The sequence below is a fragment of the Limnothrix sp. HT2024 genome (genome assembly GCF_059138625.1).
In genome coordinates this window covers 4,306,725-4,328,438 of sequence record NZ_CM181121.1, presented here as the reverse complement: position 1 = coordinate 4,328,438, position 21,714 = coordinate 4,306,725, and the positions used below count along the sequence as shown (strand labels likewise).

The following is a 21,714-nucleotide window of genomic DNA, read 5'->3' as shown; positions in this document are numbered from 1 at the left end:
AATGTAAACGAGCTGTTTCAGGAATGGGGCCTCCGTATTTTCACGGTTATGATTACGGATGATCCCTTGGGCTATCTACTTTCGATCGCTGTCCCTTTTGCACTGGGTTTCCTGTCATGTATTCGCCTCTGACGCAGTCCGAATTTGATCGCCCCTTCCTGACTTGGCAGCGTGTGCTGGATTGGGCCCAGGATCACTACCGCTGCCGCACTTTCGGCAAAGATGAAAAGATTCCCACTCGCCCGGGCCTCTTGTATCTCGTAGAGCGCGGTGCGGTGCGACTGGTTGGCTCGTCGGTCATGACTGCCACGGCTGCCATTCAGGATCAAGATGAAGACGAGGACGGACTCGATCCCGCAATGGATGAGGCTTTTCTGGGGTTTGTGGGGCCTGGGCAGCCCTTTGAAATCATTGCCCAGTCGCCCTTCGCACTCCAAAGCTACGCCCATGTGGATCGCACCAGTGTGCTGTGGATGTATTGGAACGACTTGGAAAATTGGCCCCACTTCCGCCGTGAAGTGCTGGATGCGTTCCGTCAACAGCACCAACGGAAGCTGCTGTGGTTGAGCACCTTGGGCCAACGCCGCACGATCGATCGCCTGTTGGGCTATCTGACTCTTCTGATTGAGGAGTTTGGTCAAACCTGTGACGATGGCTATTACTTGCCCTGGACGTTAACCCATGCCCAAATTGGCAGTGCGATCGGCTCAACGCGAGTGACCGTGACCCGCCTGATGGGGAAACTGCGGAAGCGCGGCCTGATTAGCACCCACGGCGATGGTCTGATTTGCCTGCCAGCGGAAGTGATGGGTAAATCCTTGCGAGATGTCAGCCCCAAAGCAACCCTGATTACCGAGTCTCTGCCCCTGGCTGCGGCCGTGTAGGCGAGATTACGCGATCGGGACTATGGCGGGGCTATGGCGAGGCTATGTGGGCATTTTTCGCTGCTCTCATCACTGTCCTATTCACTGCCTTAATTGTTGGTCGTTTCCAAGGATCCTCGGTTGAAGGAGCAGCAGCCTACGGCAAACCTACACCGCTGACGCAAAATAGAGACGGTTCTGGTTGAAAGTGACGGAAACGGAAATCAATGAGCCGGATTCTGAACCATGGATTCAGAGTCCGGTTCCGATCACTTTCCCGTGAGTTCGCTTTCGGCTTAGAACTTTGGTTCGCATCGTCGCTGGGAGGGGGAAAATGCCAAGCCAGGACGATTGCTGTTGCTCTTTTTTGGTACTGCTGCACCAGGGCCTATGACGGCGCAATCTTCGGTTCTTGATCTTGCTCGCCAGGGGGATCCCATGGCGATCGCCCGGTTGATGAATCAATCCCTTGAGCCTGCCGGGGTACAAGTCCGCACGGATCTCGTTCAGGATTGCCTGACAGTGATGGCGGCGGGCGAGTTGGGGCCGCCGGATCAGGACTTTTTGGTGGATTTTGTGCGGCGGGGAATGCTGGGGCTGGCTGCGCCCGTGGTGCGGCGGGTGGTGGTGCAGGGCTATGCACCCGGGGCGGCGGCTCCCAGTTGGCAAATGGGCATTGATTTGCAAGAGGCCGAGACGATCGCGCCTCGCCCATTGGTGACCCAGCCTTCGAGTCGATCGCGCCGGGCCGGAGGGGCACGTTCTGGGCAGCCCTCGGGGCGATCGGTTGTTCACACTGTGGCCGCCACGGATGCCACCCTATCCACGCCACGGGTCATCGGCTGGGTGAGCATTTTGGCCTTGGCGATCGGGGCCACGGCGGCAGCTCGCTGGGCCATCGCTTGGCTCGGAGAAACCAACATTTACGAAGTGACCTATGTGGGCCATTTCCTCCGCAGCTTGGAAATCTTGGAACTGTTGAATCTGTTGGTGTTTGCCGTGCTGGGCATGGGCGCAGGCATTGCGGCCGGTGTGTTGCCGCCCCCTCGGGGCCAACAACTCACCGCACTCGTGTTGGCGGTGGCTGTGCCCGGCCTGTTTGCCATTGCTCCGGCCGTGCGACAACAGGCCTGGATTAACCGCGCCGCCGACCATCAGCGGATCACGCCCGAGCAAGCCAAAGTCCAAGTTGAGCGCTTTTTGAGCAAGCAGGTGGGACAAAGCGGCCTTTGGGGGTTTTATACCTATTCAGCTCGCTATCCGGAATTGCCCTTGGCCCCGGATGCCATGCGGGAAATTCCCACCATCGATCGACAGGTAAAAGCCACCTTGGCCAACTTGCTGCGCTGGCAAACCAAATCCATTGAGCAACTGTTGGAGGGTTGCACTTGGGGCGTGCGGGGTTTTTATCTCCTGTTGGCCGTGCTCACCACCTTGACCCACTTTCAACAGGGCTTGCGCTACGGGTGGCGTTGGTTTGGCTGGCGCTAGGCTGATCCACGACTCGCAAAGAGATTCAGAAATTCAGTTGGTAGAATCAGGTCAACTTTCTTGGGTAGATAGTTTCACTGTCGCCCGCTCGATCGCACCCTTCTGCAACTATGACCATCCCCCCCGTCCTTGACATTCGCAATCTGCAAGTGGAATTTGGTGCCGGTGAATCGGCCATGCGAGCGGTGGATGGGTTGTCCTTGCAGTTACAGCCGGGCCAAACCTTAGGACTGGTGGGAGAATCCGGCTCAGGGAAATCCGTCACGGCCTTGGCGATCGCGGGGTTGCTGCCCGAATTAGGTCGCGTCAGGGGGGATGGCATTTGGTATCGAGAACCTAATGCCGAAGAGGCGGTGAATTTGCTGAAGCTTTCACCGGAAGCCCTGCGGCGTTACCGAGGGCGACGGATTGGCATGATTTTTCAGGAACCCATGAGCGCCCTGAATCCGGTCTATACCTGTGGGTTTCAGATCATTGAAGCCATTCGATTGCATCGGGGCCTTTCGGAGGCGGCGGCCCGACAACAGGCGATCGCCCTGTTGCAAGAGGTGAAATTGTTGCCACCGGAGTTGGAACTGCGGGCCCAAATTCGCGATCAGTGGCGCAATGGCAATCCCAGCGATCGGGAGTTGCAACAGGCCGTGACCCAACGCCAACAGGCCATGCTCGATCGCTACCCGCACCAAATGTCCGGTGGTCAGCTCCAGCGGGTGACGATCGCGATCGCCCTGGCCGGCGACCCGGCGATTTTGATTGCCGACGAACCCACCACCGCCTTGGATGTGACCGTTCAAGCACGTATTTTGGAGCTGCTGCGGGAGTTGCAACGCCACCGCGCCATGTCCATTCTGTTCATCACCCACGATTTGGGGCTAATTGCAGAACTGGCGGACGATGTGGCGGTCATGTACCAGGGGCAGTTGGTGGAGCAGGGATCCGTGGAGCAGATTTTTACCGCTCCCCAACATCCCTACACCCAAGGGCTACTGGCTTGCCGGCCGCGGCCAGAACTGCGGCTGCGCTATTTGCCCACGGTGGCGGACTTTTTGAGTGCAGCAGCGCGGGATTCAGCCCCGATCGAACCGGGTTCCTCTGCCACGTCCCTTGCGCCCCAAACCCCGATCGCCCTGGCCATTCCACCGGACGAAACGCGCGATCGACTCACCAAGCTCCAAGCACTGCCACCCCTGCTCTCGGTACGGGATTTGCGCGTGGCCTATGCTGTCAAGGGTTGGCTGGGCATGGCCCAGCGGCACGCCTTGGCCGTGAATGGTGTGTCCTTTGATGTGTTTCCCGGGGAGACCTTGGGTCTGGTGGGGGAAAGTGGTTGCGGTAAAAGCACCCTGGCGCGATCGCTCCTGCGGTTGATTGAACCCATGGGCGGCCAAATTCGTTTTGATGACCAGGATATTTTGCAGCTCAAGGGCAAAGCGCTACGGGCCTTGCGGCGCGAAATGCAAATTATCTTCCAAGATCCCTTCAGTTCCCTGAATCCCCGAATGACCATCGGGGCGGCGGTCATGGAACCGATGCTGATCCATGCCCAAGGCAAAACCACCACCCCCCTACCCGCCCGCAAAATGTATCGCGAGCAGGCGGCCTACCTCCTGGAGCGGGTGGGCCTCAAGCCCGACTGGATGAACCGTTATCCCCATGAATTCTCCGGCGGTCAGCGCCAACGGATTTGCATTGCCCGGGCGCTGGCCTTGAATCCTAAGTTTTTGATCTGCGATGAGTCCGTGTCGGCGTTGGATGTGTCGGTGCAAGCGCAGGTGCTGAATTTGCTGAAGGAATTACAGAGCGAATTTAGTCTGACTTACATTTTCATTTCCCATGATTTGGGCGTGGTGAAGTTCATGAGCGATCGAATCGCCGTGATGAACCAAGGCCGGTTTGAGGAATTGGGCCCCGCCGATCAGGTCTATGACCATCCTCGGGAAGATTACACGCGCCAACTGATCGCAGCCATTCCCAAGGGCCGGTTCGATCGACCCTTAGTTCACCCCCAACCCGATCGGCAGGCCTCCTGAGCGCCAACTAAAACAAACCCGTCTGGAGAGACCCGCAGCACGGCGAGCGCCTAAATTGATCGCCAGTTGCCCAGCCGTTCAATTAACCGCTGCACTACTCCCATCAGTTGCGTCAGCTCCTGCGATCGGGGGTTGAAGTCTTGAGACAGGGAAGCCCGCACCTGCATCTCTGCCAGCTTCTTTTGCAGTTGGCGGGTCAGGTCGATCGCGTCTTGGCTCAGTTTCGAGAGCTGTTGGCGCTGATGAAACTTCAAGGCCGCTCCCCGCAAAACCTGCAACGTGGCCTCCTCGCCCAACCGGCCCGGCGCAATTCGCAACCGCAGCAACAGCAACTCACTGCGATAGATGCGCTCGATTTCAACCTGGCGCGGTTTCCCCACGGGAGGTAACAGGGGCAAATTAGCCAGCAACTTTAGCTCATCAATCACCCCTTGAAAGGTGGAGGGAAGCAAGGGATCCAAGGCCGCTTGCATAATCCCATCGCGGCTACAAAGAATTCGGGTGCGATCGAGTTCAGGGCGGTCAAAATATAGCCGGCCAATTCCCCCTTCAATCGCCCGTTGCAACAACTCCTGCATCAGGGCCCGAGGCGGCAAATCTCCCAATTCCGACAGCGGGCGATCGGCATAGCGGGTGTGCAACACCAAGGGGCTGGGGTTTAAGTCTGCCCACTCGATCGGGACGGACACCGTGGGATGAATCCAAGCAGCCTCCACCTCCGAAGCACTCGGAACAGCGGTTTGGGCCGGCGGAGTCGAGCGCTCCAACGCCTGCACCAAAGCTTGCTCCAACTCCGCCAACTCCGCCGGTAAATCTACGGGGCCATTGGTCGGTCGCTCAGTAGATAAATCGACGGGCACCAGGGAAGGGGCCGCGCCCTGTCCTGTGCCTAGTTCACTGGCAGTCACCACTGCATGGTTCGTAAGGGTATCCATAGGTAGATCCGGAATATCATCCGATGTCAGCGAAGGGGAGCCGCAGGCTTCCGCTAACTCCCCCTTCCGGTGCAATTGTTGCCAATCAGGATCTGGGGTACTTTGGGCCGCTGTCACCAGAGTTTCGGTCACATCCACCGCTCCCAAATCCATCACTCCCAAATCCGCTGCTCCCAAATCCACTGATCTTGGATCCACGAGTGAGGGATGCGCCGCCAGGTGATGCAACTGATGCTCTTCAGAACTGCCAGCGCTTAACCAATTCTGAGGACTGGCCCAAGGGTCAAATGGTTCGGAGTTGTCATCGCTCTGAAACCAATCGACCGGCTGAGTTTCCATGTCATCGTCTGGATTTGGCTCGTCTGGGGACGACAGAGCACCAAGCTGATTCCAGTGCGCAAAGTCTGCGGGAGCGCTGATGGTTTCTCCCAACTCATCCAGTTCGTCGTCTTCCCAATCGTCCATCAAGTCGCCCACAACGGAGCCATACTCAATCGTTGGCAAGGCCGGTTGCAAATCCGAAAGACAATCGCTAACTTCCACCAGGGGACGCAGTTCCGGATCCAGCGGCCCGGAATCCGTTCCCGCGCCCAAAGTGCCATGGCCCAACGAGGCCGCTGGCGAATCTGAAGCGGCGTTCGGCTGGGGGTTGGCCAAGGAGGGTTGCCAAGATTCAGAATGGCTGGGTTCTACGTAACCCTCAGACTTTCGCTGGCAGTCGTAGCTCAAAAACGCGGAAAGCAGCTCCTGTTGAGTTTCCAGGGCGATCGGGCGGTAGACCAACTGATCATTCAGGTGAGCGAGCATCCGCTGGACATAGCTCAAGTCCGCGTCGCGATTCACCACGCCCAAAATGATTTGATTGTCTTGCAGGTCTAGGGGCAAGACTTGGTGATAGAGGCAAACTTCAAACGGCAAGATGCGATCGATCAGCGCAAAGACTCGCTCAGGATCGGGCTGAACGAGAGGATCGATCGGGGACGGTAACGACTCTTGGGCAGACACCGGCGGTGCTAACCTCAGGCAATACAAAACATCGATATTTCACGACAACTACTGGCACAGATCAACGGCCTGCAACCGGATGGGTCAGGATGCCGATCGCTTTGGATGAACCCCATGGGGCCGAAAAACCCCATGGCCATTGTACGGCGGCAACTACGGCAGCAACTTCAGAACACATGGCGCGATCGCTCTGCCAGGGGGTTAGGGATACCGTACTTCTGAACGTCTGAATCGTAACTTCTGAATCACAGCGTCTGAATTCCACTTCTCGGTTCATGGCCGTGATCTTCAGGCGCGAGGGTCTTCAGGCGCGATCGACTCCCATCCACGAAAGCCCACCGTAAAATCCACTATTCCTCAAGGCAGTGAACAATCCGGGAAATATCCGGTTCAAACGGCGAATTAAGAACACTTTAAGCGGTTTTGGGCCCCATCATATCGCAGCGAACTATCCAACCGAGTAGCCAGTAGCAAAGGATACATCTTCATAGGGTGGGGTTGGCGCTAAAGGCGGATTTCCCTCAAAAGGCGGAGGGGCGATCGGCTCCGAAATTGGCCAGAGGGTTGGCGGAACCGCAAGGGATGTCCCGCGATCGGCCCCAGAGTCCCCAGAGTTCACGAAGTCCACGGAGCTATCGGATCCCGTAGGGTTGCCAACGCTCGCAGTTCCCTGGGTGTTATCCAATCGATCGATGCGATCGCCCTTGGTACATCCATCAACGAATCCATCAACTCCTGTTGTTCCGGCATTGACCCAAGGCGACAGGGTGCGTAATGCCTCAACCGGCGCGGGCGATCGATTTGCGATCGTCCACCGGTCTATCAGTTGAGTCATCGCTTGATGCGTAGCCGTTTGCTGACTCACCAGAGCTTGCAACACATCGCAAAGGGCAAACACCTGATATTCCTGCTGTTTAATTTGCTGTCCTTGCTGTTGCAAATGTTGATTCTGTTGTGCCAATAGCTGCCCCTGCTGTTCCCAATATTGCCCCTGTTGTTCAAGAGTGCGTTGGCAGAATTGCTCTAGAACCTGTTGCAATTGTTGCCCCTGTTCCTGAATTTGCTGCATTTGCTGATTTTGCAGCATAATTTGCTGCTGAATTTGTCGATCAATTTGCTGACTAATCTGTTGTCCAATCTGTTGTTCAATTTTCTGTTCGATTTGTTGTTCAATTTTCTGATTAACTTGCTGATTCACCTGTTGATGAATCTCTTTCGATTGTTGCTGGATTTGCCAGCTTTGCAATTCAAGTTGTTGCTCGATTTGGCGCTCGATCTTTTCTTCGATTTGTTGTCCCTGTTGCTGCAAGGTTTTCTGCAAAAACTCACCCTGCTGTTCCAAGCATTGACTCAGCCGATCGAGCTGACTGGAGAGGCATTGAACCGCTTCTGCCGTTCGTAGCGAGATTTGCCCTAGCTCCAAAACCACCGACTGCATCTGATCGCGCCAAGAATCAGTCATACCCATTACCAACTCAGGGAGTAATAATCGTAATGAGCACCCCCCTAGCCCTGAATTTTGATTTGGAAATCCTTGACCTCAAATCCAAGCAATGAATAACCAAAAGCAGCGGCTTTGATTCAATTGGCTAAGAATGAGTTGGATGGCCTGAGTTGTCCGGCCAAGAAATTCCAATCAAGGTTTTAAGGCGTAGATAGAGCATAGATCACAGGCAAAATTATTGAATCCTAATCAACACCAAGCATTCATAGGACATTGATCAAAACCGAAATTGAAAATGATCAAATTCCTAACAATCAAAAACATTGATCAAGATTTAATAATTTTTGAATCGCAACTCAACAAAACTCCTTTGAAACCTGCTTGAAATTTAATGGAACTTGCGGGCAAGACCTCCAAATTTCGTCAATCACGCCCTGCCAGGTGGCCCGATCGAACGCTTGCCGATCGGGCTGTTTTCGGCAAATTGCGGCCACTTTCTCGGCAATTTGGATGGATGACGATCGGGCTGAGGAGTTGCTCGACTAAAGTCTTCTTTACGTTTTGCAGCAGACCGGAACAGCAATCGCTAAGGTTGTGGCAATTGATGGCAACAAGCACAAGGCCGCGCTGCTGTGGTTGGCGAGGGCGGTGATTGCGCATTAGGCTCCGTCACGCCCGCAATTCACTATGCTTGCTGCCGTTGCTTCGTGCCACTGCTCGCCTGGAGGACAAGCCATGCTGGACATGTTGGATCTCAGCCTGAAGCTGGACAAGGCAACCTATGTCGCAGAGCGCGATCGCTTGGCTCTTCAGTTGCGATCGCTCCAAGCGGACTGTCGGGAGGCCCAATTACCGGTGATTATTGCCCTGGAGGGCTGGGCGGCGGCGGGCAAAGGAGCAATCGTCAAGGAATTACGCGACTCCTTGGATCCACGCGGCTTTCAGGTTCATCCAATTTTCCCACCCGAACCCCATGAGCTGGGATTTCCCTGGTTGCGGCGTTTTTGGTTGCGGTTGCCGGAAGCGGGCACGATCGGGCTGTTCTATCACAGTTGGTATAGCCACCTGCTGGAAGATCGCCTGTTTGGCCGGCTGCCGGATCCACAGTTTCCCGAAGCCACCCGAGAGGTGAATGCCTTTGAGCGACAGTTGGCGGATGAAGGCGCGGCGATCGCCAAATTTTTTATTCATCTCGGCCGTGATGAGCTGAAAAAGCGCCTGAAGAAATACCAGGCGGATCCTTTTCAGGCTTGGCGGGTGCGACCGGAAGATTGGCAACAGGCCAAGCACTATCGCCAATATCGAGACTTGGCGGAAGCGATGCTGGCGGAAACCAGCACAGGAGCAGCTCCTTGGACCTTGGTGGAAGGCAACAGTCGCCGCTGGGCGGTGATCAAAGTGTTGAGCGAAACCATTGCCACCATTGCCGGAGCGCTCGATCGCCAACGCAGCCAAGCCTCTCCTCCGCCCGTTCTGCCGGCCCAAGCGGAGTTGCATCCCGGTGAACCGGACTTGCTGGCGCGGGTGAACCTCAGTCAAGCCCTGTCTCGCAGTAAATATGAACGGAAGCTGGCAGAACAGCAGGCCCGGCTGCGATCGCTGCAAATGCAAATCCATCGCCAGCGGTTACCCGTGTTGGTGTTGTTTGAAGGTTGGGACGCGGCGGGCAAGGGGGGAGCCATCTCGCGGTTAACGGGCATGTTGGATCCGCGTAGCTATGCGGTTCATGCCTTTGCGGCCCCCACGGCGGAGGAGCGCGCGCACCACTACCTATGGCGATTTTGGCGCTGGTTACCGGCGGCGGGCACGATCGGGATTTTTGATCGATCGTGGTACGGGCGGGTTTTGGTGGAACGGATTGAAGGATTTGCCACCGAAACAGAGTGGCGACGGGCCTATCAGGAAATTAATGAATTTGAAAGCCAATTAATGTCCAGCGGCATGGTGTTGGTGAAAGTTTGGCTGCACATCAGCCCAGAGGAGCAACTGCGCCGGTTTCAGGAACGCAAAGACAATCCCTTCAAGCAATACAAACTCACCGACGAAGATTGGCGAAATCGGGAGCGATGGCCCCTATATTCGGTGGCGGTGAACCAAATGGTGCAACGAACCCACACGCCCTTGGCTCCTTGGACTTTGATTGCCGCAGAGGATAAGTATTTTGCACGGGTTGCGGTGGCCACGGCGGTGGCCGACGCGATCGAACGTCGCCTCACTCGCTAGCGAGTGAGGCAAAATTTAGAAACACCAGCGATCAAAACATCAATTCCAGACAATCATCCATGGCCCCTCGTCGATCGAACCGAGGACAGATACAATGCTGAGAACAAGTGTTGCGAAACATTGCATTTTGTAAGCAATTGTACCTAGTCTGTAAAGACCGCCTTTACAGGTGAATGAGCAGCCGGCCCAATTGCTGTCTTGGCGATCGCCCCTGAACCTTGCCCCAGAGCCGCTTCCTGCGTGGAGTGTCAGGGCGCTGTCTCACTTGCGATCGCCTCAGCAATCCCGCAACGGTTCTCGCAACGGCCAAAACCCCACCACTCACCTGACGACCAAACCATGCCGATCGGCCCCCTGAAGAACCTCTTCGGTTCCCAAAAAGACGCTTTCTTCTTGGAAATTGGTGATGCACAAGGTACGGGGGACAGCACCCCGGCCGCCCCGGCTCCCCAAGCACCCGCTGTGGTTGCGGAACCGGCAGCCCCCGTGGCCGCCGCTCCGGAAGCGCCGGCCCCAGCCCCCAAGAGCACCAAAACCAGCATTAAAGCAGCCAAGGCCGCAGCCCCCGCAGCCCCGGCCAAGCCGCCCGAGCCACCCAAGCCCGCTCCGGCTCCGGTGACCCTGCCGCCGGAAACGGCTTTTGCATCAAAGTTTGTGCCCAGCAACACGCCGCGTCGTCGTCCGGGCCCCAGCCTGAATGGCTTCAAGGATATGGCCCGGGATATGGGTCGCCGCTAAGGCTGAGTCGATCGACCAAACAGGTGCAAATCATCGATTCAGCAAGATTTCAGCAAGATTCAGGATTTAGTACCCATTCAGCAGGGGGCTTCGGCCCCTGCTTTTTTTGACATCCTCCCTAAAGGCATGGGGATTCCGGCCCTAACCGAACAACCGAAGTTCTCTGGTAGTAGCGCGACTGCCTTAATTCACCGGGTCAAATTATATGACTGTTACCGTCACCTGATCGTTAAGCAGCAAGGGGCTTAAGCCCCTTGTCACCACGACTGACTGCGCAACTTCAACCCAATACATTAAGCCTGTCACGCTAGTTAGGTTGGGTTTCGCAAAGCTCAACTCAACTCGATCACTGCAAGGCTTGTTGCTGTTGGGTTTCGTGCCTCAACCCAACCTACAAGATGATCGTTGATCAACCGATCTGAAGGAAAGGGGTTTTCGTGAAAGAGGTCTACTGATTCCAAATTAGGGGCCCAAATTAGCCGCGCAGGTTGCGAATTTCCCGCTGCACTCGCCGCAACTCGTTTTTTTCCAAGTGCCGAATCACGGCGCGGGGCATCTGCTCCCGCTGGGCCAACACCTGCAAAAACAGGGCTTCCGATTGTTTCAGCAACTCCAGGTTTTGACTGCTGCGTCCTTGTTCGTAGAGAATTTGCCCTTTCAGATGCCAAAGATCGGGATTTTGGGGACTCTTGGCCAAGGCGCGATCGACTGAGGCGATCGCCTGGGAAAAGTTTTTGCGACGGCGGTAAATGGCCGCCAACAGGCGATCGACCACATAGTCGGGGCTGCCCCGCTGGAGGGAGTTCACAGCCCCATCCACATTGCCAAAGGGCAAGTTATCCGCCAACAACACATCCAGCGATCCCCGAATCAAGTTCAGTTCCGGATCGTTAGGGCTGATGGCCGCCGCTGCATCCAAAGCTTCGTTCACCTGGGACAGTTTGGCCAAGGCTTCGGGTGCGCCCTGAAGGGGGCCGCGACCCCCTTCGGACACAATAAACGCCCCTTCCAAAAAATGTCCCACGCCGATATAGAGGTTACCGCGCAGGGCATCCGTGGCTTTGAGGGTGTTGGCGGCGGCGAGGGTCTGGTTGGCGGCGGTTTGCACCTGATCCCACTGGCCATCGAGATAGGCCAATGCACCGGCTAAGGCATAGCCCAAAGGCTCTTGGGGTTCTTGGGCGATCGCCTCTTGGGCTAAACGGCGGGCGGCGGGGTAATTGCCGTTTTTGAACAGCATGACGAAGGCCGCCTCCGCCCGATCGCCCACGGGGCGAGGATTTTGAGACCGGAACGGATCCGCCCCGGCCGGCAGAGCACCCCAGCCCCAGCACAACCCGATCGCCCCGGCAGCCCAAGCAATTACCATTGATCGAGACAGGCGAGGCCGAGTCGATCGCTTTCGAGCGCGATCGGCCACCACAGGAGATCGCCCTTGAGCAACAAAGCGGCCGAGATCCATAACCATCACTCCTGAACGTATCGAAATATCGGATCGAACAATCGAACATGCGTTGAATCATTCATTCGAGCCGTTGATTAGCCCCCTACAATAGGGCCCGATCCACCTCCGCGCCCCCTTTCTTCCATGCTGCGTTTGGACTCCGTTAGCTATCACCCCGCCGCCGCCGCCAAGGCCATTTTGCACCAAGTGAATCTGGAATTGGTTCCCCAACAACTGACCCTGGTGATTGGCCCCAGCGGTTCCGGCAAAAGCACCCTGTTGGAAATTTTGGCCGGCTTGGCCAGCCAAACCAGCGGACAAGTGCTGTGGCGCGATCGTCCCCTCTTTCCCGAGTCCCTGCAACAGTTAGCGGGGTTAGTGTTTCAATTTCCTGAGCGGCATTTTTGCGGCTCCACCGTGCTCGAAGAGTTGCGGCTGGGCCACCCGGAAATTAGCTCAGAGCAAATTCACGAGGCTTTGGCGGCTGTGGGGTTGGAACAGTTAGCCCTGAATCTTTCGCCCTACACCCTCAGCGGTGGCCAGCAACGGCGCTTGGCTCTGGCGGTGCAACTGATTCGTCAACCCAGCATTTTGCTGTTGGATGAACCCACCGCCGGTTTGGATTGGTCCATGCGACAACAGTTGGCCGGTTTGCTGTCGCGATTGAAGGCCCACTGGACTTTATTGGTGGTCACCCATGATCCCAGTGACCTATTAGATGTGGCCGATCGCTGTTGGCAGCTTCAGCAAGGGCAACTCATGCCCACCCCTACGGCATAGCCTTTGTCGATCGCCCCAAAGCTCAGACCCATTCAGGCATCCTCTTCGGTTCTCGATCGAGCCTTTCGCCAGGCGTTCAACAGGGCAAAGTGAGCGTAAATGTGCTGCCTTCGCCCACTTGGGATTGCAAATCGATCGCCCCGTCATGGGTTTCCACCACAATTTGATGGGCAATGGCCAACCCTAGGCCGGTTCCCCTGCCCACTTCTTTGGTGGTGAACATATAGTCAAAAATTCGCCGCTGCACCTCAGGGGGCATCCCCGGCCCATCATCCGCAATCATAATTTGAATTCTCGACTCGATCGCCCTTGTGCTGATCGTAATTTGGTGCGGCGATTGGGCTAATTCTTGAAAACTTTTGCCTTCGCTCAATTCATCGATCGCATCGATCGCGTTGGCCAAAATATTCATGAAAACCTGGTTGAGTTGCCCCGGAAAACAGTTAATTTCCGGCAATTGGCCATAGTGGGTCACCACTTCAATTTTCGGTCGTTGCTCATTGGCCTTGAGCCGATGTCGCAAGATCAAGACCGTACTATCAAGCCCATCATGCACATTAAAAAGTTGCTTTTCTATTCCATCGGTTCGCGAAAACGTTCTTAAACTTTGGCTAATGGCAGCAATTCGATCGCCTGAATCCTTAATGGCTTGCATCACATCCGGCACATCTTGCCGCAAATAGTCCAGGTCGATCGCATCTAGTTGCTGCTCAATGGTGATGCCCGGCTCAGGAAAATTGGCTTGATAGAGATCCAAGGTTTCGATTAAATCGGTCACGTAGTTCCGCATGACACTGACATTGCCCACAATGCACCCGATCGGGTTATTGATTTCGTGGGCTACCCCGGCCACCAAATTGCCCAAAACCGACATTTTTTCAATTTGCACCAATTGCAATTGTGTCTTTTGCAGTTGCCAGAGTGCCTGTTCTAACTCTTCAGATTTTTGGCGAATGGCCGCTTCCACAGCTTTTCGATCGCTAATATCCCGGACGATCGCCTGCAAAATTGCCTGATCATCTATTTCCATTCGGCAAAGCTGCACTTCGGCAATAAATTCCGAGCCATCCCAGCGGGAATGTTGCCACTCAAAACGGTCATAGCCCCGGGTGAGTGCCGTCATAATATGATCAGTGGCTGCTTCGCTCGATAAGCGCCCGTTGGGTTGATATTCCGGAGAAATTTGTGAAGGATGCTTACCACAAAATTCTGATTTTGCTGGGCACTTAAAGATAGCCAACGTCGCCGAATTACAATCCACAAAGCACTTTTCGCTCAAGAGCATAATCGCATCATTATTAGACTCATACACCGCCCGCAACCGAGATTCATTGCGCTGCACGGTTTGGTAAAGTCTTGCATGATCTAGGGCGATCGCGGCCTGGTTCGCCAAGCAATCCAAAACCATGAGTCGATCGTCCGTAAAGAGTCCCTGAGCCGATCGATGTTCCAGATATAAAATGCCCAATAGAGTCTCTTGGTTCAGCAATGGCAAGCAGAGCAAACTCTGAGGGCGATGAATCTTTAAATAATTGCCAATGACAGGCAAATCAGTGCAAAGATTTTCAATAGCAATTGGTTTTAGGTGCGTTTCTGCATATTGAATGAGCTTACTGGGCACGTCTTGGCTATGTGCAAGCGGTAACGTTGTTAGCTGCACCCCTCGAGAGTCTGCCAGGGCCCGCAGTTCCCACTCACCATCTTGCAATAGAAGCAGGGCACATTTTTCTGCGCCTGAATATTCCAGAACATGGCTGGACAACACTTGCAGCAGCTCGTTGATTTCGATGGTGCGAGCGATCGCCTGGGAAACTCGAAACAGCGTTGACAGATGAATCATGGTTAGGGGCTTGATTCTGTCGGTAAGGGCTTAAATAATCAACGTCCGTAGCCAATTCACTTCAACAAGCAACAAAAATTTGTCAGTCAATATTCAAGACAAGAAGAGATGCCGATCACAAACTGCATATGGAAATATACTCAATATACAAGAATACACAGATAATGTATAAAGATCGATCTTCTTGCACAAAAAGCGAAACAATAAAAATATACAAGAAAGTTTTAAAAATATTTATCTCGAATTAAACCTAGGCTAATCATTTTGGCATTCATTAGAGAATATTTGAAAAGTATCTTTTGACCCGTACCAAACACCAATAGTTGTGGGGGCAAGATGCTCAAGCCCCTTATCTATGTCGATCACTGGAGCGTACAGAGTAGCAATTTTGGCTTTTCAGACATCCTCTTAAGATTGCTGTTGATGATGATTTGAATTCTGGGTTCAAATGATTTTTTGTGACAATGATCACTTGGGCGGTAATTCAGCAGTCAGCCAGAGCTGTGATCGCAAGCTGCCTTGGGTTTCTTGGTTGTTCATCAGCAAGGATGAGAATTCAGGATGATCCGTGGCGATCGATCCGTGAATTGCTGATCCGTGAATAGTTGATCAGTCAATCTTGGACTGATCTGGTCAAGAGGATAAGCGCGATCGAGCAGTTGACAAGGCTGATGAGTGAACGATCAGGCAATTGTCAGTGCTGATATTTTGAGTGCCGATTAAAGCATCAACTTCGAGTTTTAATGAGGTCTGAGAAGTATAAAGAATTGCGGCCGCTTGGGATATTGATCGAGATCACTAGGAATTGTGACCCTATCGATTGGGATTTAACCCCTTGCTGAGGAGCAAACCAACTGAATCCGAAATGTGGATTGGACAATCGCCCGATCGGGATGAGGCCAGCGGGTGATGGGGCTGGGGCGGCCCGATCGCACCAAATCTGCGACAAAATAGGGAAATCCTGACCGTTGTGGCCCTGCCTTTGGATCGGTGGATCCAGTGGATTAACGTGGATTAACCTTGATGACCCTCGCTTTTGACGAACAGACGAATCAGCGTCTGGCTGAAACCATTGACCTGGCCCAATACATTGACCATGCGCTGTTGCACCCGGCGGCGGGGCCGCAGCATGTGGAACAGTGGTGCGCGGAGGCCGATCGCTTTGGTTTTGCGGGTGTTTGTGTGATGCCCACCCATGTACGCCAGGCGGTGTCCTTGTTGCACAATCGGCAACCGGTGGTGATTTGCCCGATCGGGTTTCCCTCGGGAGCCACCACCACCCGAACCAAGTGCGTGGAAGCAGAAGAAGCCCTGGAGCAGGGGGCGCGGGAGTTGGAGGTGATGCTGAATCTGGGTTGGCTGAAGGCCGGTGCGGCCGACGCGGTGCATCGGGAAATTGCGGAAATTGTGGAGATGGCCAGCGCCAGCGCGTTGGTGAAGGTGATTGTGGAGTGGTCGCTGCTGGAGGCGGCAGAGCGACAGTTGGCGGTGGAAATTGCCATGGATGCGGGGGCGGCATTCCTGAAAACCCACACGGGCTGGAATGGGGGCGTGTCGATCGAGGATGTGCGGTTGCTGAAGGATTGGACCCGGGGCCGGATTGGGATTAAGGCGGCCGGCGGCATCCACACCACGGATCAGGCGATCGCCCTGATTGAGGCCGGGGCCACCCGTTTGGGCACATCGCGCGGGGTGGACTTCTTGCGGCGCGATCGAGCGGCCGGTTGGGCTGCCGAAACGGAGGAGCCGCCCACCGCATGAACCATTCCCGCACCTACCCGGCGACGGGCATCAACCTCAAGGGCGTGCCGTTGGGGGAGTCGGATCTGTTGCTGACGATTTTGACCTTGGAATTTGGGTTAATTCGGGCAGTGGCCCCCGGCGCACGCAAGCCGAAATCAAAAATTGGGGGCCGCAGCAATCTGTTTGTGGTGAATGAGCTGCTCGTGAACCGTGGGCGCAGTCTCGATCGCATTGCTCAAGCCCAATCGATCACGGCCTATGCGGGTCTCACAAGGGATTTGGGGAAGCTGATCACGGCTCAATATTGGGCCGAGTTGGCCTTGGCCCAGGCCTTGGATGGCCATCCCCAACCGGATTTGTTCACAACCCTGAATGAGGATCTCCATGATTTGGAGGCGCTGCCTTTACCGAGCGATCGAGTGGCGGCCTTGGGTCAGTTGTTGCCAATCCTCTGCGCCGGGATTGGTCGCCTGTTGGCGGTGGCGGGAGTGGCTCCGCAGTTGGGCCAGTGCAATTTAACGGAACGCCCGATCGCCCCCGATTGGACAGATCCCCATTGGCGGGTGGGGTTCAGTGCCGCTGCGGGCGGGGCGATCGACCTGGCGGCCCTGGACAATCCGGAGGCCATGGCCTGGCTGGCGGCACGGCAACCCACAAGGGTGCTGCCCAGCTCGGGAGTCTCCGTCAAGTTTTCGCCCTTGCGCTTAACGGCCACCGAGTGGCAAAGCCTGAATGATTTATTTGCAGTGTCACCACCGAGCGATCGGGCAACCTTGGCCGATCCCCTGCGCCATTGGCAGCGGCTGGAGCGTCTGTTACGGCACTATGCCCAATATCATTTTGGACAGGGGATTCGATCGGCCAAATCCCTGGAAACCTACCTGAACACGGCCCTGGCCCCGCCTGCTTTGGTGTAATTCTCCACAAACCACCGGTTTAGGGCCCGTTGCCGACTCGATTCCATCGCTTGCCATCTTTTCCCCGATCGCCCATGTCCCCCACTTCGTCCCAACCCGACACGCCCCCAGCGGAACTGCACAAGAGCCAACCAGCCCCCCAACCGTTGCCCCTGAAAAAGCGGCTCACGGAAGAGGTGGACGAGTTGGCCGAACTGGTGCTGCATGGGGCGGGCCATGATCAGGCGGCGATCGAGGCAGCTCGCCTGGCCAAGGAGAAAGGACTCGAACCCGCCTCCGCCGATCCCGAAGAAACGGGATTTTTGCCGGTGCTGAAAAATCGCAACTTCCTGGCCCTGTGGAGTGGGCAAGTGTTTTCGCAACTGGCAGATAAGGTTTATCTGATCATGGCGATCTCAATCGTGGCCGCCCGGTTCCAAGAACCCGGCCAAACCATCAGCGGCTGGGTTTCCGCCATCACGATCGCCTTCACGATTCCGGCCGTGTTGTTCGGTTCCCTGGCGGGAATTTATGTCGATCGATGGCAAAAACAAACGGTGCTGGTGGTCACCAATGTGGTGCGCGGGCTGTTGGTGTTGGCCTTGCCGGTGGTGTTGGCCCTGACGGCCGACGGCCCGGAGGTGATGGGCATCCCGATCGGCTTTGGGGCCCTGTTGGCCATGACCTTTTGCGTTTCCACCCTCACCCAATATTTTGCCCCCGCCGAGCAAGCCACCATTCCCCTGATCGTGCCACCGCAACACCTGCTGTCGGCCAACTCTCTCTACACCACCACCATGATGGCCTCCACGATCGTCGGGTTTGCCGTGGGGGAACCGCTGCTGGCCCTGGCCAATCATCTGGTTGCTCGTTGGGGGCTAGGGGAAAACTTGGGCCAAGAACTGCTAATTGGCGGCAGCTACGCGATCGCGGGTGGCCTGTTGCTGTGGATGAAAACCGGCGAAGCTCCCGAAGACCACACGATCGAACGCCCCCACGTCCTGGACGATTTGCGCGACGGGTTTCGCTATCTGCTCGATCGCCCCATGATCCGCAACGCCCTGATTCAACTCACGATCCTGTTTTCGATCTTCGCGGCCCTGGCGGTTTTGGCCGTGCGGATGGCGGAAGTGATCCCCGACATCAAAGCCTCCCAATTTGGGTTGCTGTTGGCGGCCGGGAGCGCAGGCTTGGGGGTAGGAGCCTTGCTGCTCGGTCAATTTGGCAGCCGCTGGCCCTACACCCGATCAGCCCTCTTCGGTTCCTTTGGCATGGGAGCGGCCCTCGTGGCCCTCGCCAGCACCGCCACCCACCTCTGGGGCGCAGTGACCGCGATCGTCTGTCTGGGAGCCGCCGCCGCCTTCGTGGGCATCCCCATGCAAACCACCATCCAGCACGAAACCCCCGAGGAAATGCGCGGCAAAGTCTTTGGCTTACAAAACAACGCCGTAAACGTGGCCCTCAGTTTGCCCCTGGCCCTCTCCAGCGTGGCCGAAGCCTATTGGGGGTTGCCTGCGGTGCTGCTGTTGTTGGCCGTTTTGGCAATCGCAGGCGGCGTAGCAACCTGGTATATTTCCGTTACGAGTTTGCAGCGATCGACCTCAGAGGATGTTTGAAAAGTATTCTTTGGCACGGGCAAGCACCAATAGCCGCAGGGACAAGGGGCTTAAGCCCCTTGTCTAAGTCGATCACTGGGGCGTACAGAGTAGCAATTTTGGCTTTTCAGACATCCTCTAAGCGCTCCCCCGGTATGCATTTTGTTGCTGAATTTGTGTTATTGAATTTGTGTTGTTGAATTTCTGCTGCTGAGTTTGTGTTGTTGAGTTTGTGTTGCTAAATTCTTGTTGTTGAGTTTGTGTTTTTGAGTTTGTGTTACTAAATTCTTGTTGTTGAATTTGTGTTGCTGAATTCTTGCTGTTGAACTCTTGTTTTTAAATCTCTGTTGTTAAATTTCCGTTGTTGAGTTCCTCTTGATTGGGTGAATTCACCAATTCATTAGCCCAATCATTTTCGCTAATTCAGGTTTCCGGATTCCATGCACGTCGCTTGGTTGGGTAAACGATCTCCATTTTGCGGCAACGTCACCTACAGCCGAGAGATCACGAACGCATTACGCGATCGGGGGCACGAGGTGAGCTTTTTACACTTTGCCCAAGAAGAAGAAACCGAAGACGAAGCACAGCGGGATGTGAAAGAAGTCCCGCTTCCCTATCTCTATAAATCCCAAATTTATACGTTGCCCACCTTTGGGGCCAGCAAGGTTTTGACGCAATCTCTCACCCGGTTGCGTCCCCATTTGCTCCATGCATCCTTGACCCTTTCGCCGTTGGATTTTGTTTTGCCAGAAATTTGCGACGAATTACAATTGCCGCTAATTTCCACCTTTCACCCTGCTTTCGATCAAAAATTACGCAATTTCACCTCCGGCACTCAACAGCTAACCTATCAACTCTATGCACCCTTTTTAGCTAGCTATGACTGCACGATCGTCTTCTCCCAAATTCAGCGCGATATGCTGATCAAGCTGGGGGTTGAGGGCGATCGAGTGGCGGTGATTCCCAATGGAGTTGATGTGCTCAAATATGCCCCCGGCCCCTCGCCAGTGAAACGGGAATTGGGGTGCGATCGCCTCTTTGTCTATGTGGGCCGTCTGGCACAAGAGAAAAACGTTGAACCCCTGCTGAAGGCTTGGAAAAAAGCGAAAATGCCCAGCCATTGCAAACTGGCGATCGTTGGCAGCGGCCCCCTGAAAGCCTCCCTCCAAGCGTTCTATGGCCCCGAGCATGGGGTGGAATGGATGGGCTATGTGGCTAACGAAAGTCGCCGGATCGACATCTTGCGGGCCGCCGATGTGTTTGTGCTGCCCTCATTAGTGGAAGGGTTGTCTCTCTCGTTGCTGGAGGCGATGGCCTGCGGGGTTGCTTGTTTGGCAACCGAGGTGGGGGCCGATGGCGAGGCGATCGAACAGGGAGCCGGAATTCGCCTCAATCCGCAAAAAGTCTATGGACAATTGCGAACCTTGCTGCCCATGCTGGCAGAACATGAGGAAATCACCGCCTTGCTGGGCCAGCGGGCCCGGGAGCGTGTTTTGGAGCGCTACACCCTCGATCGCAACCTCAACCAACTCGAAGCCCTTTACGGGGAAATTTTGAAACGGAAGCGATCGCCTCTGGTGCGTTAGTGAACACGCAAAGAACACAAGGCAAAAAGTAAAAAGCAAAGGGTAAAAGGTAAAAGGTAAAAGCGAAAAGTCAGAAGTTCAATTCAGTTCAATTCAACAGTCCACATACTGGGAACCTTGCCCATGTTCCAGTTACCCCGAAAATCCCTGAGCGATCGCCAATGGGCCCTGCTCACGCCCTATCTATTCCTGCTGCCGGCCCTGGTCGTCCTGACCATCACCACCTTTTATCCAGCCCTGCAAGCCTTTTACCTCAGCTTCACGCGCTATGACTACGACCTGACCGAAGCACCGCGCTGGGTGGGCGGGGCCAACTTCCTGCGTCTGTGGGGCGATCGGCTATTTTGGAAAACCCTGGGCCAAACGATCGTCTACCTACTAACCGTCGTCCCCATCCTGACGATCGCCCCTTTGGGTTTGGCCATTTTGGTGAACCAAAAATTGGCGGGGATCCGTTGGTTTCGTGCCGCCTATTATGTGCCCGTGATTGTGTCGAGCGTGGTGGCCGGCATTGCCTGGAATTGGATGTATGCGGAAAATGGCCTGCTGAACCAACTGTTCACCGGACTTGGCCTTGTTTCTCGTCCCATTCCCTGGCTGACCAGTCCCCAATGGGCCCTTTGGAGCGTGATGGCCGTTACGGTCTGGAAAGGCCTCGGCTATTACATGGTGGTTTATTTAGCCGGACTGCAAGCCATTCCCGCCGACCTTTACGAAGCTGCCGCCCTCGATGGCTCCGATGGTTGGCGCAAACATTGGGATATTACGGTTCCGTTGATGCGCCCCTACTGGCTGTTGGTGGCCACCATTTCCGCCATTTCCGCCACCAAGGTCTTTGAAGAAGTGTTCATCATGACCCAAGGCGGCCCCCGCAGCAGCTCCAAAACCGTGGTCTATTACCTCTATGAACAGGCCTTTGAAAACCTAGAAATGAGCTATGCCTGCGCGATCGGGCTAGTGTTGTTCCTGCTGGTTTTGGGCTTTTCAACCCTGCGGCTGTTGATTCCCAACCAAGCACCCACCAATCCCTAAGAGGATGTCTGAAAAGCCAAAATTGCTACTCTGTACGCCCCAGAGATCGATGTAGACAAGGGGCTTAAG

General features: G+C 55.3%; 16 protein-coding genes. 12 read left to right on the top strand and 4 right to left on the bottom strand.

The window, feature by feature from the left end; translation table 11 throughout:
- The first annotated feature begins 116 nt into the window (after nt 1-116).
- The 3 genes from AC2IAX_RS17780 to AC2IAX_RS17770 all read left to right on the top strand — a co-directional run bounded on the left by AC2IAX_RS17780 (nt 117) and on the right by AC2IAX_RS17770 (nt 4,384).
- Entirely contained in the window at nt 117-884 is a 768-nt protein-coding gene (locus AC2IAX_RS17780) for a Crp/Fnr family transcriptional regulator (RefSeq protein ID WP_190353727.1), read from the top strand.
- 369 nt (nt 885-1,253) lie between these two features.
- Nucleotides 1,254-2,354 (top strand): hypothetical protein, encoded by a 1,101-nt coding sequence (locus AC2IAX_RS17775; RefSeq protein WP_494388634.1) that lies wholly within the window; start codon nt 1,254-1,256, stop codon nt 2,352-2,354.
- A 110-nt stretch (nt 2,355-2,464) separates the two neighbouring features.
- Nucleotides 2,465-4,384: an ABC transporter ATP-binding protein gene (locus AC2IAX_RS17770; RefSeq protein ID WP_494388633.1), complete on the top strand. Its 1,920-nt coding sequence runs from the start codon at nt 2,465-2,467 to the stop codon at nt 4,382-4,384.
- Nucleotides 4,385-4,434: 50 nt separating this feature from the next.
- Here the strand turns inward: AC2IAX_RS17770 and AC2IAX_RS17765 are convergent, their stop codons facing one another.
- The gene (locus tag AC2IAX_RS17765; protein WP_494388632.1) at nt 4,435-6,324 is read right to left on the bottom strand and encodes a hypothetical protein; all 1,890 of its coding nucleotides are present in this window, start codon (nt 6,322-6,324) and stop codon (nt 4,435-4,437) included.
- A 448-nt stretch (nt 6,325-6,772) separates the two neighbouring features.
- On the bottom strand, nt 6,773-7,786 hold the full coding sequence (locus tag AC2IAX_RS17760; RefSeq protein ID WP_494388631.1) for a hypothetical protein: 1,014 nt from the start codon (nt 7,784-7,786) through the stop codon (nt 6,773-6,775).
- 363 nt (nt 7,787-8,149) lie between these two features.
- Between AC2IAX_RS17760 and AC2IAX_RS17755 the strand changes: the two genes are divergently transcribed.
- The 3 genes from AC2IAX_RS17755 to AC2IAX_RS17745 all read left to right on the top strand — a co-directional run bounded on the left by AC2IAX_RS17755 (nt 8,150) and on the right by AC2IAX_RS17745 (nt 10,729).
- Nucleotides 8,150-8,314 (top strand): hypothetical protein, encoded by a 165-nt coding sequence (locus AC2IAX_RS17755; protein ID WP_494388630.1) that lies wholly within the window; start codon nt 8,150-8,152, stop codon nt 8,312-8,314.
- Between the two features lie 189 nt (nt 8,315-8,503).
- Nucleotides 8,504-9,991 carry a polyphosphate:AMP phosphotransferase gene (gene pap / locus AC2IAX_RS17750; RefSeq protein WP_494388629.1) on the top strand — a complete coding sequence of 496 codons (1,488 nt, stop codon included), beginning with the start codon at nt 8,504-8,506 and terminating at the stop codon, nt 9,989-9,991.
- 339 nt (nt 9,992-10,330) lie between these two features.
- Entirely contained in the window at nt 10,331-10,729 is a 399-nt protein-coding gene (locus AC2IAX_RS17745) for a hypothetical protein (RefSeq protein WP_099535019.1), read from the top strand.
- A 475-nt stretch (nt 10,730-11,204) separates the two neighbouring features.
- Here the strand turns inward: AC2IAX_RS17745 and AC2IAX_RS17740 are convergent, their stop codons facing one another.
- Nucleotides 11,205-12,191 (bottom strand): Sll0314/Alr1548 family TPR repeat-containing protein, encoded by a 987-nt coding sequence (locus AC2IAX_RS17740; RefSeq protein WP_494388628.1) that lies wholly within the window; start codon nt 12,189-12,191, stop codon nt 11,205-11,207.
- A gap of 126 nt (nt 12,192-12,317) precedes the next feature.
- Between AC2IAX_RS17740 and AC2IAX_RS17735 the strand changes: the two genes are divergently transcribed.
- Nucleotides 12,318-12,953 carry an ABC transporter ATP-binding protein gene (locus AC2IAX_RS17735; protein WP_494388627.1) on the top strand — a complete coding sequence of 212 codons (636 nt, stop codon included), beginning with the start codon at nt 12,318-12,320 and terminating at the stop codon, nt 12,951-12,953.
- A 76-nt stretch (nt 12,954-13,029) separates the two neighbouring features.
- Here the strand turns inward: AC2IAX_RS17735 and AC2IAX_RS17730 are convergent, their stop codons facing one another.
- Nucleotides 13,030-14,793 carry an ATP-binding protein gene (locus AC2IAX_RS17730; RefSeq protein WP_494388626.1) on the bottom strand — a complete coding sequence of 588 codons (1,764 nt, stop codon included), beginning with the start codon at nt 14,791-14,793 and terminating at the stop codon, nt 13,030-13,032.
- Between the two features lie 1,023 nt (nt 14,794-15,816).
- On the opposite strand from AC2IAX_RS17730, the gene deoC reads away from it, so the two are divergent.
- From deoC to AC2IAX_RS17705, 5 genes are all read left to right on the top strand, one after another.
- On the top strand, nt 15,817-16,554 hold the full coding sequence (gene deoC / locus AC2IAX_RS17725; RefSeq protein ID WP_494388625.1) for a deoxyribose-phosphate aldolase: 738 nt from the start codon (nt 15,817-15,819) through the stop codon (nt 16,552-16,554).
- The gene (gene recO / locus AC2IAX_RS17720; RefSeq protein WP_494388624.1) at nt 16,551-17,453 is read left to right on the top strand and encodes a DNA repair protein RecO; all 903 of its coding nucleotides are present in this window, start codon (nt 16,551-16,553) and stop codon (nt 17,451-17,453) included. Before deoC ends, recO begins: the two co-directional genes overlap by 4 nt.
- A 74-nt stretch (nt 17,454-17,527) precedes the next feature.
- Nucleotides 17,528-19,048 carry an MFS transporter gene (locus AC2IAX_RS17715; protein ID WP_494388623.1) on the top strand — a complete coding sequence of 507 codons (1,521 nt, stop codon included), beginning with the start codon at nt 17,528-17,530 and terminating at the stop codon, nt 19,046-19,048.
- 419 nt (nt 19,049-19,467) lie between these two features.
- Nucleotides 19,468-20,613 carry a glycosyltransferase family 4 protein gene (locus tag AC2IAX_RS17710; RefSeq protein WP_494388622.1) on the top strand — a complete coding sequence of 382 codons (1,146 nt, stop codon included), beginning with the start codon at nt 19,468-19,470 and terminating at the stop codon, nt 20,611-20,613.
- 123 nt (nt 20,614-20,736) lie between these two features.
- Nucleotides 20,737-21,645 carry a carbohydrate ABC transporter permease gene (locus tag AC2IAX_RS17705; protein ID WP_494388621.1) on the top strand — a complete coding sequence of 303 codons (909 nt, stop codon included), beginning with the start codon at nt 20,737-20,739 and terminating at the stop codon, nt 21,643-21,645.
- Nucleotides 21,646-21,714 lie beyond the last annotated feature (69 nt).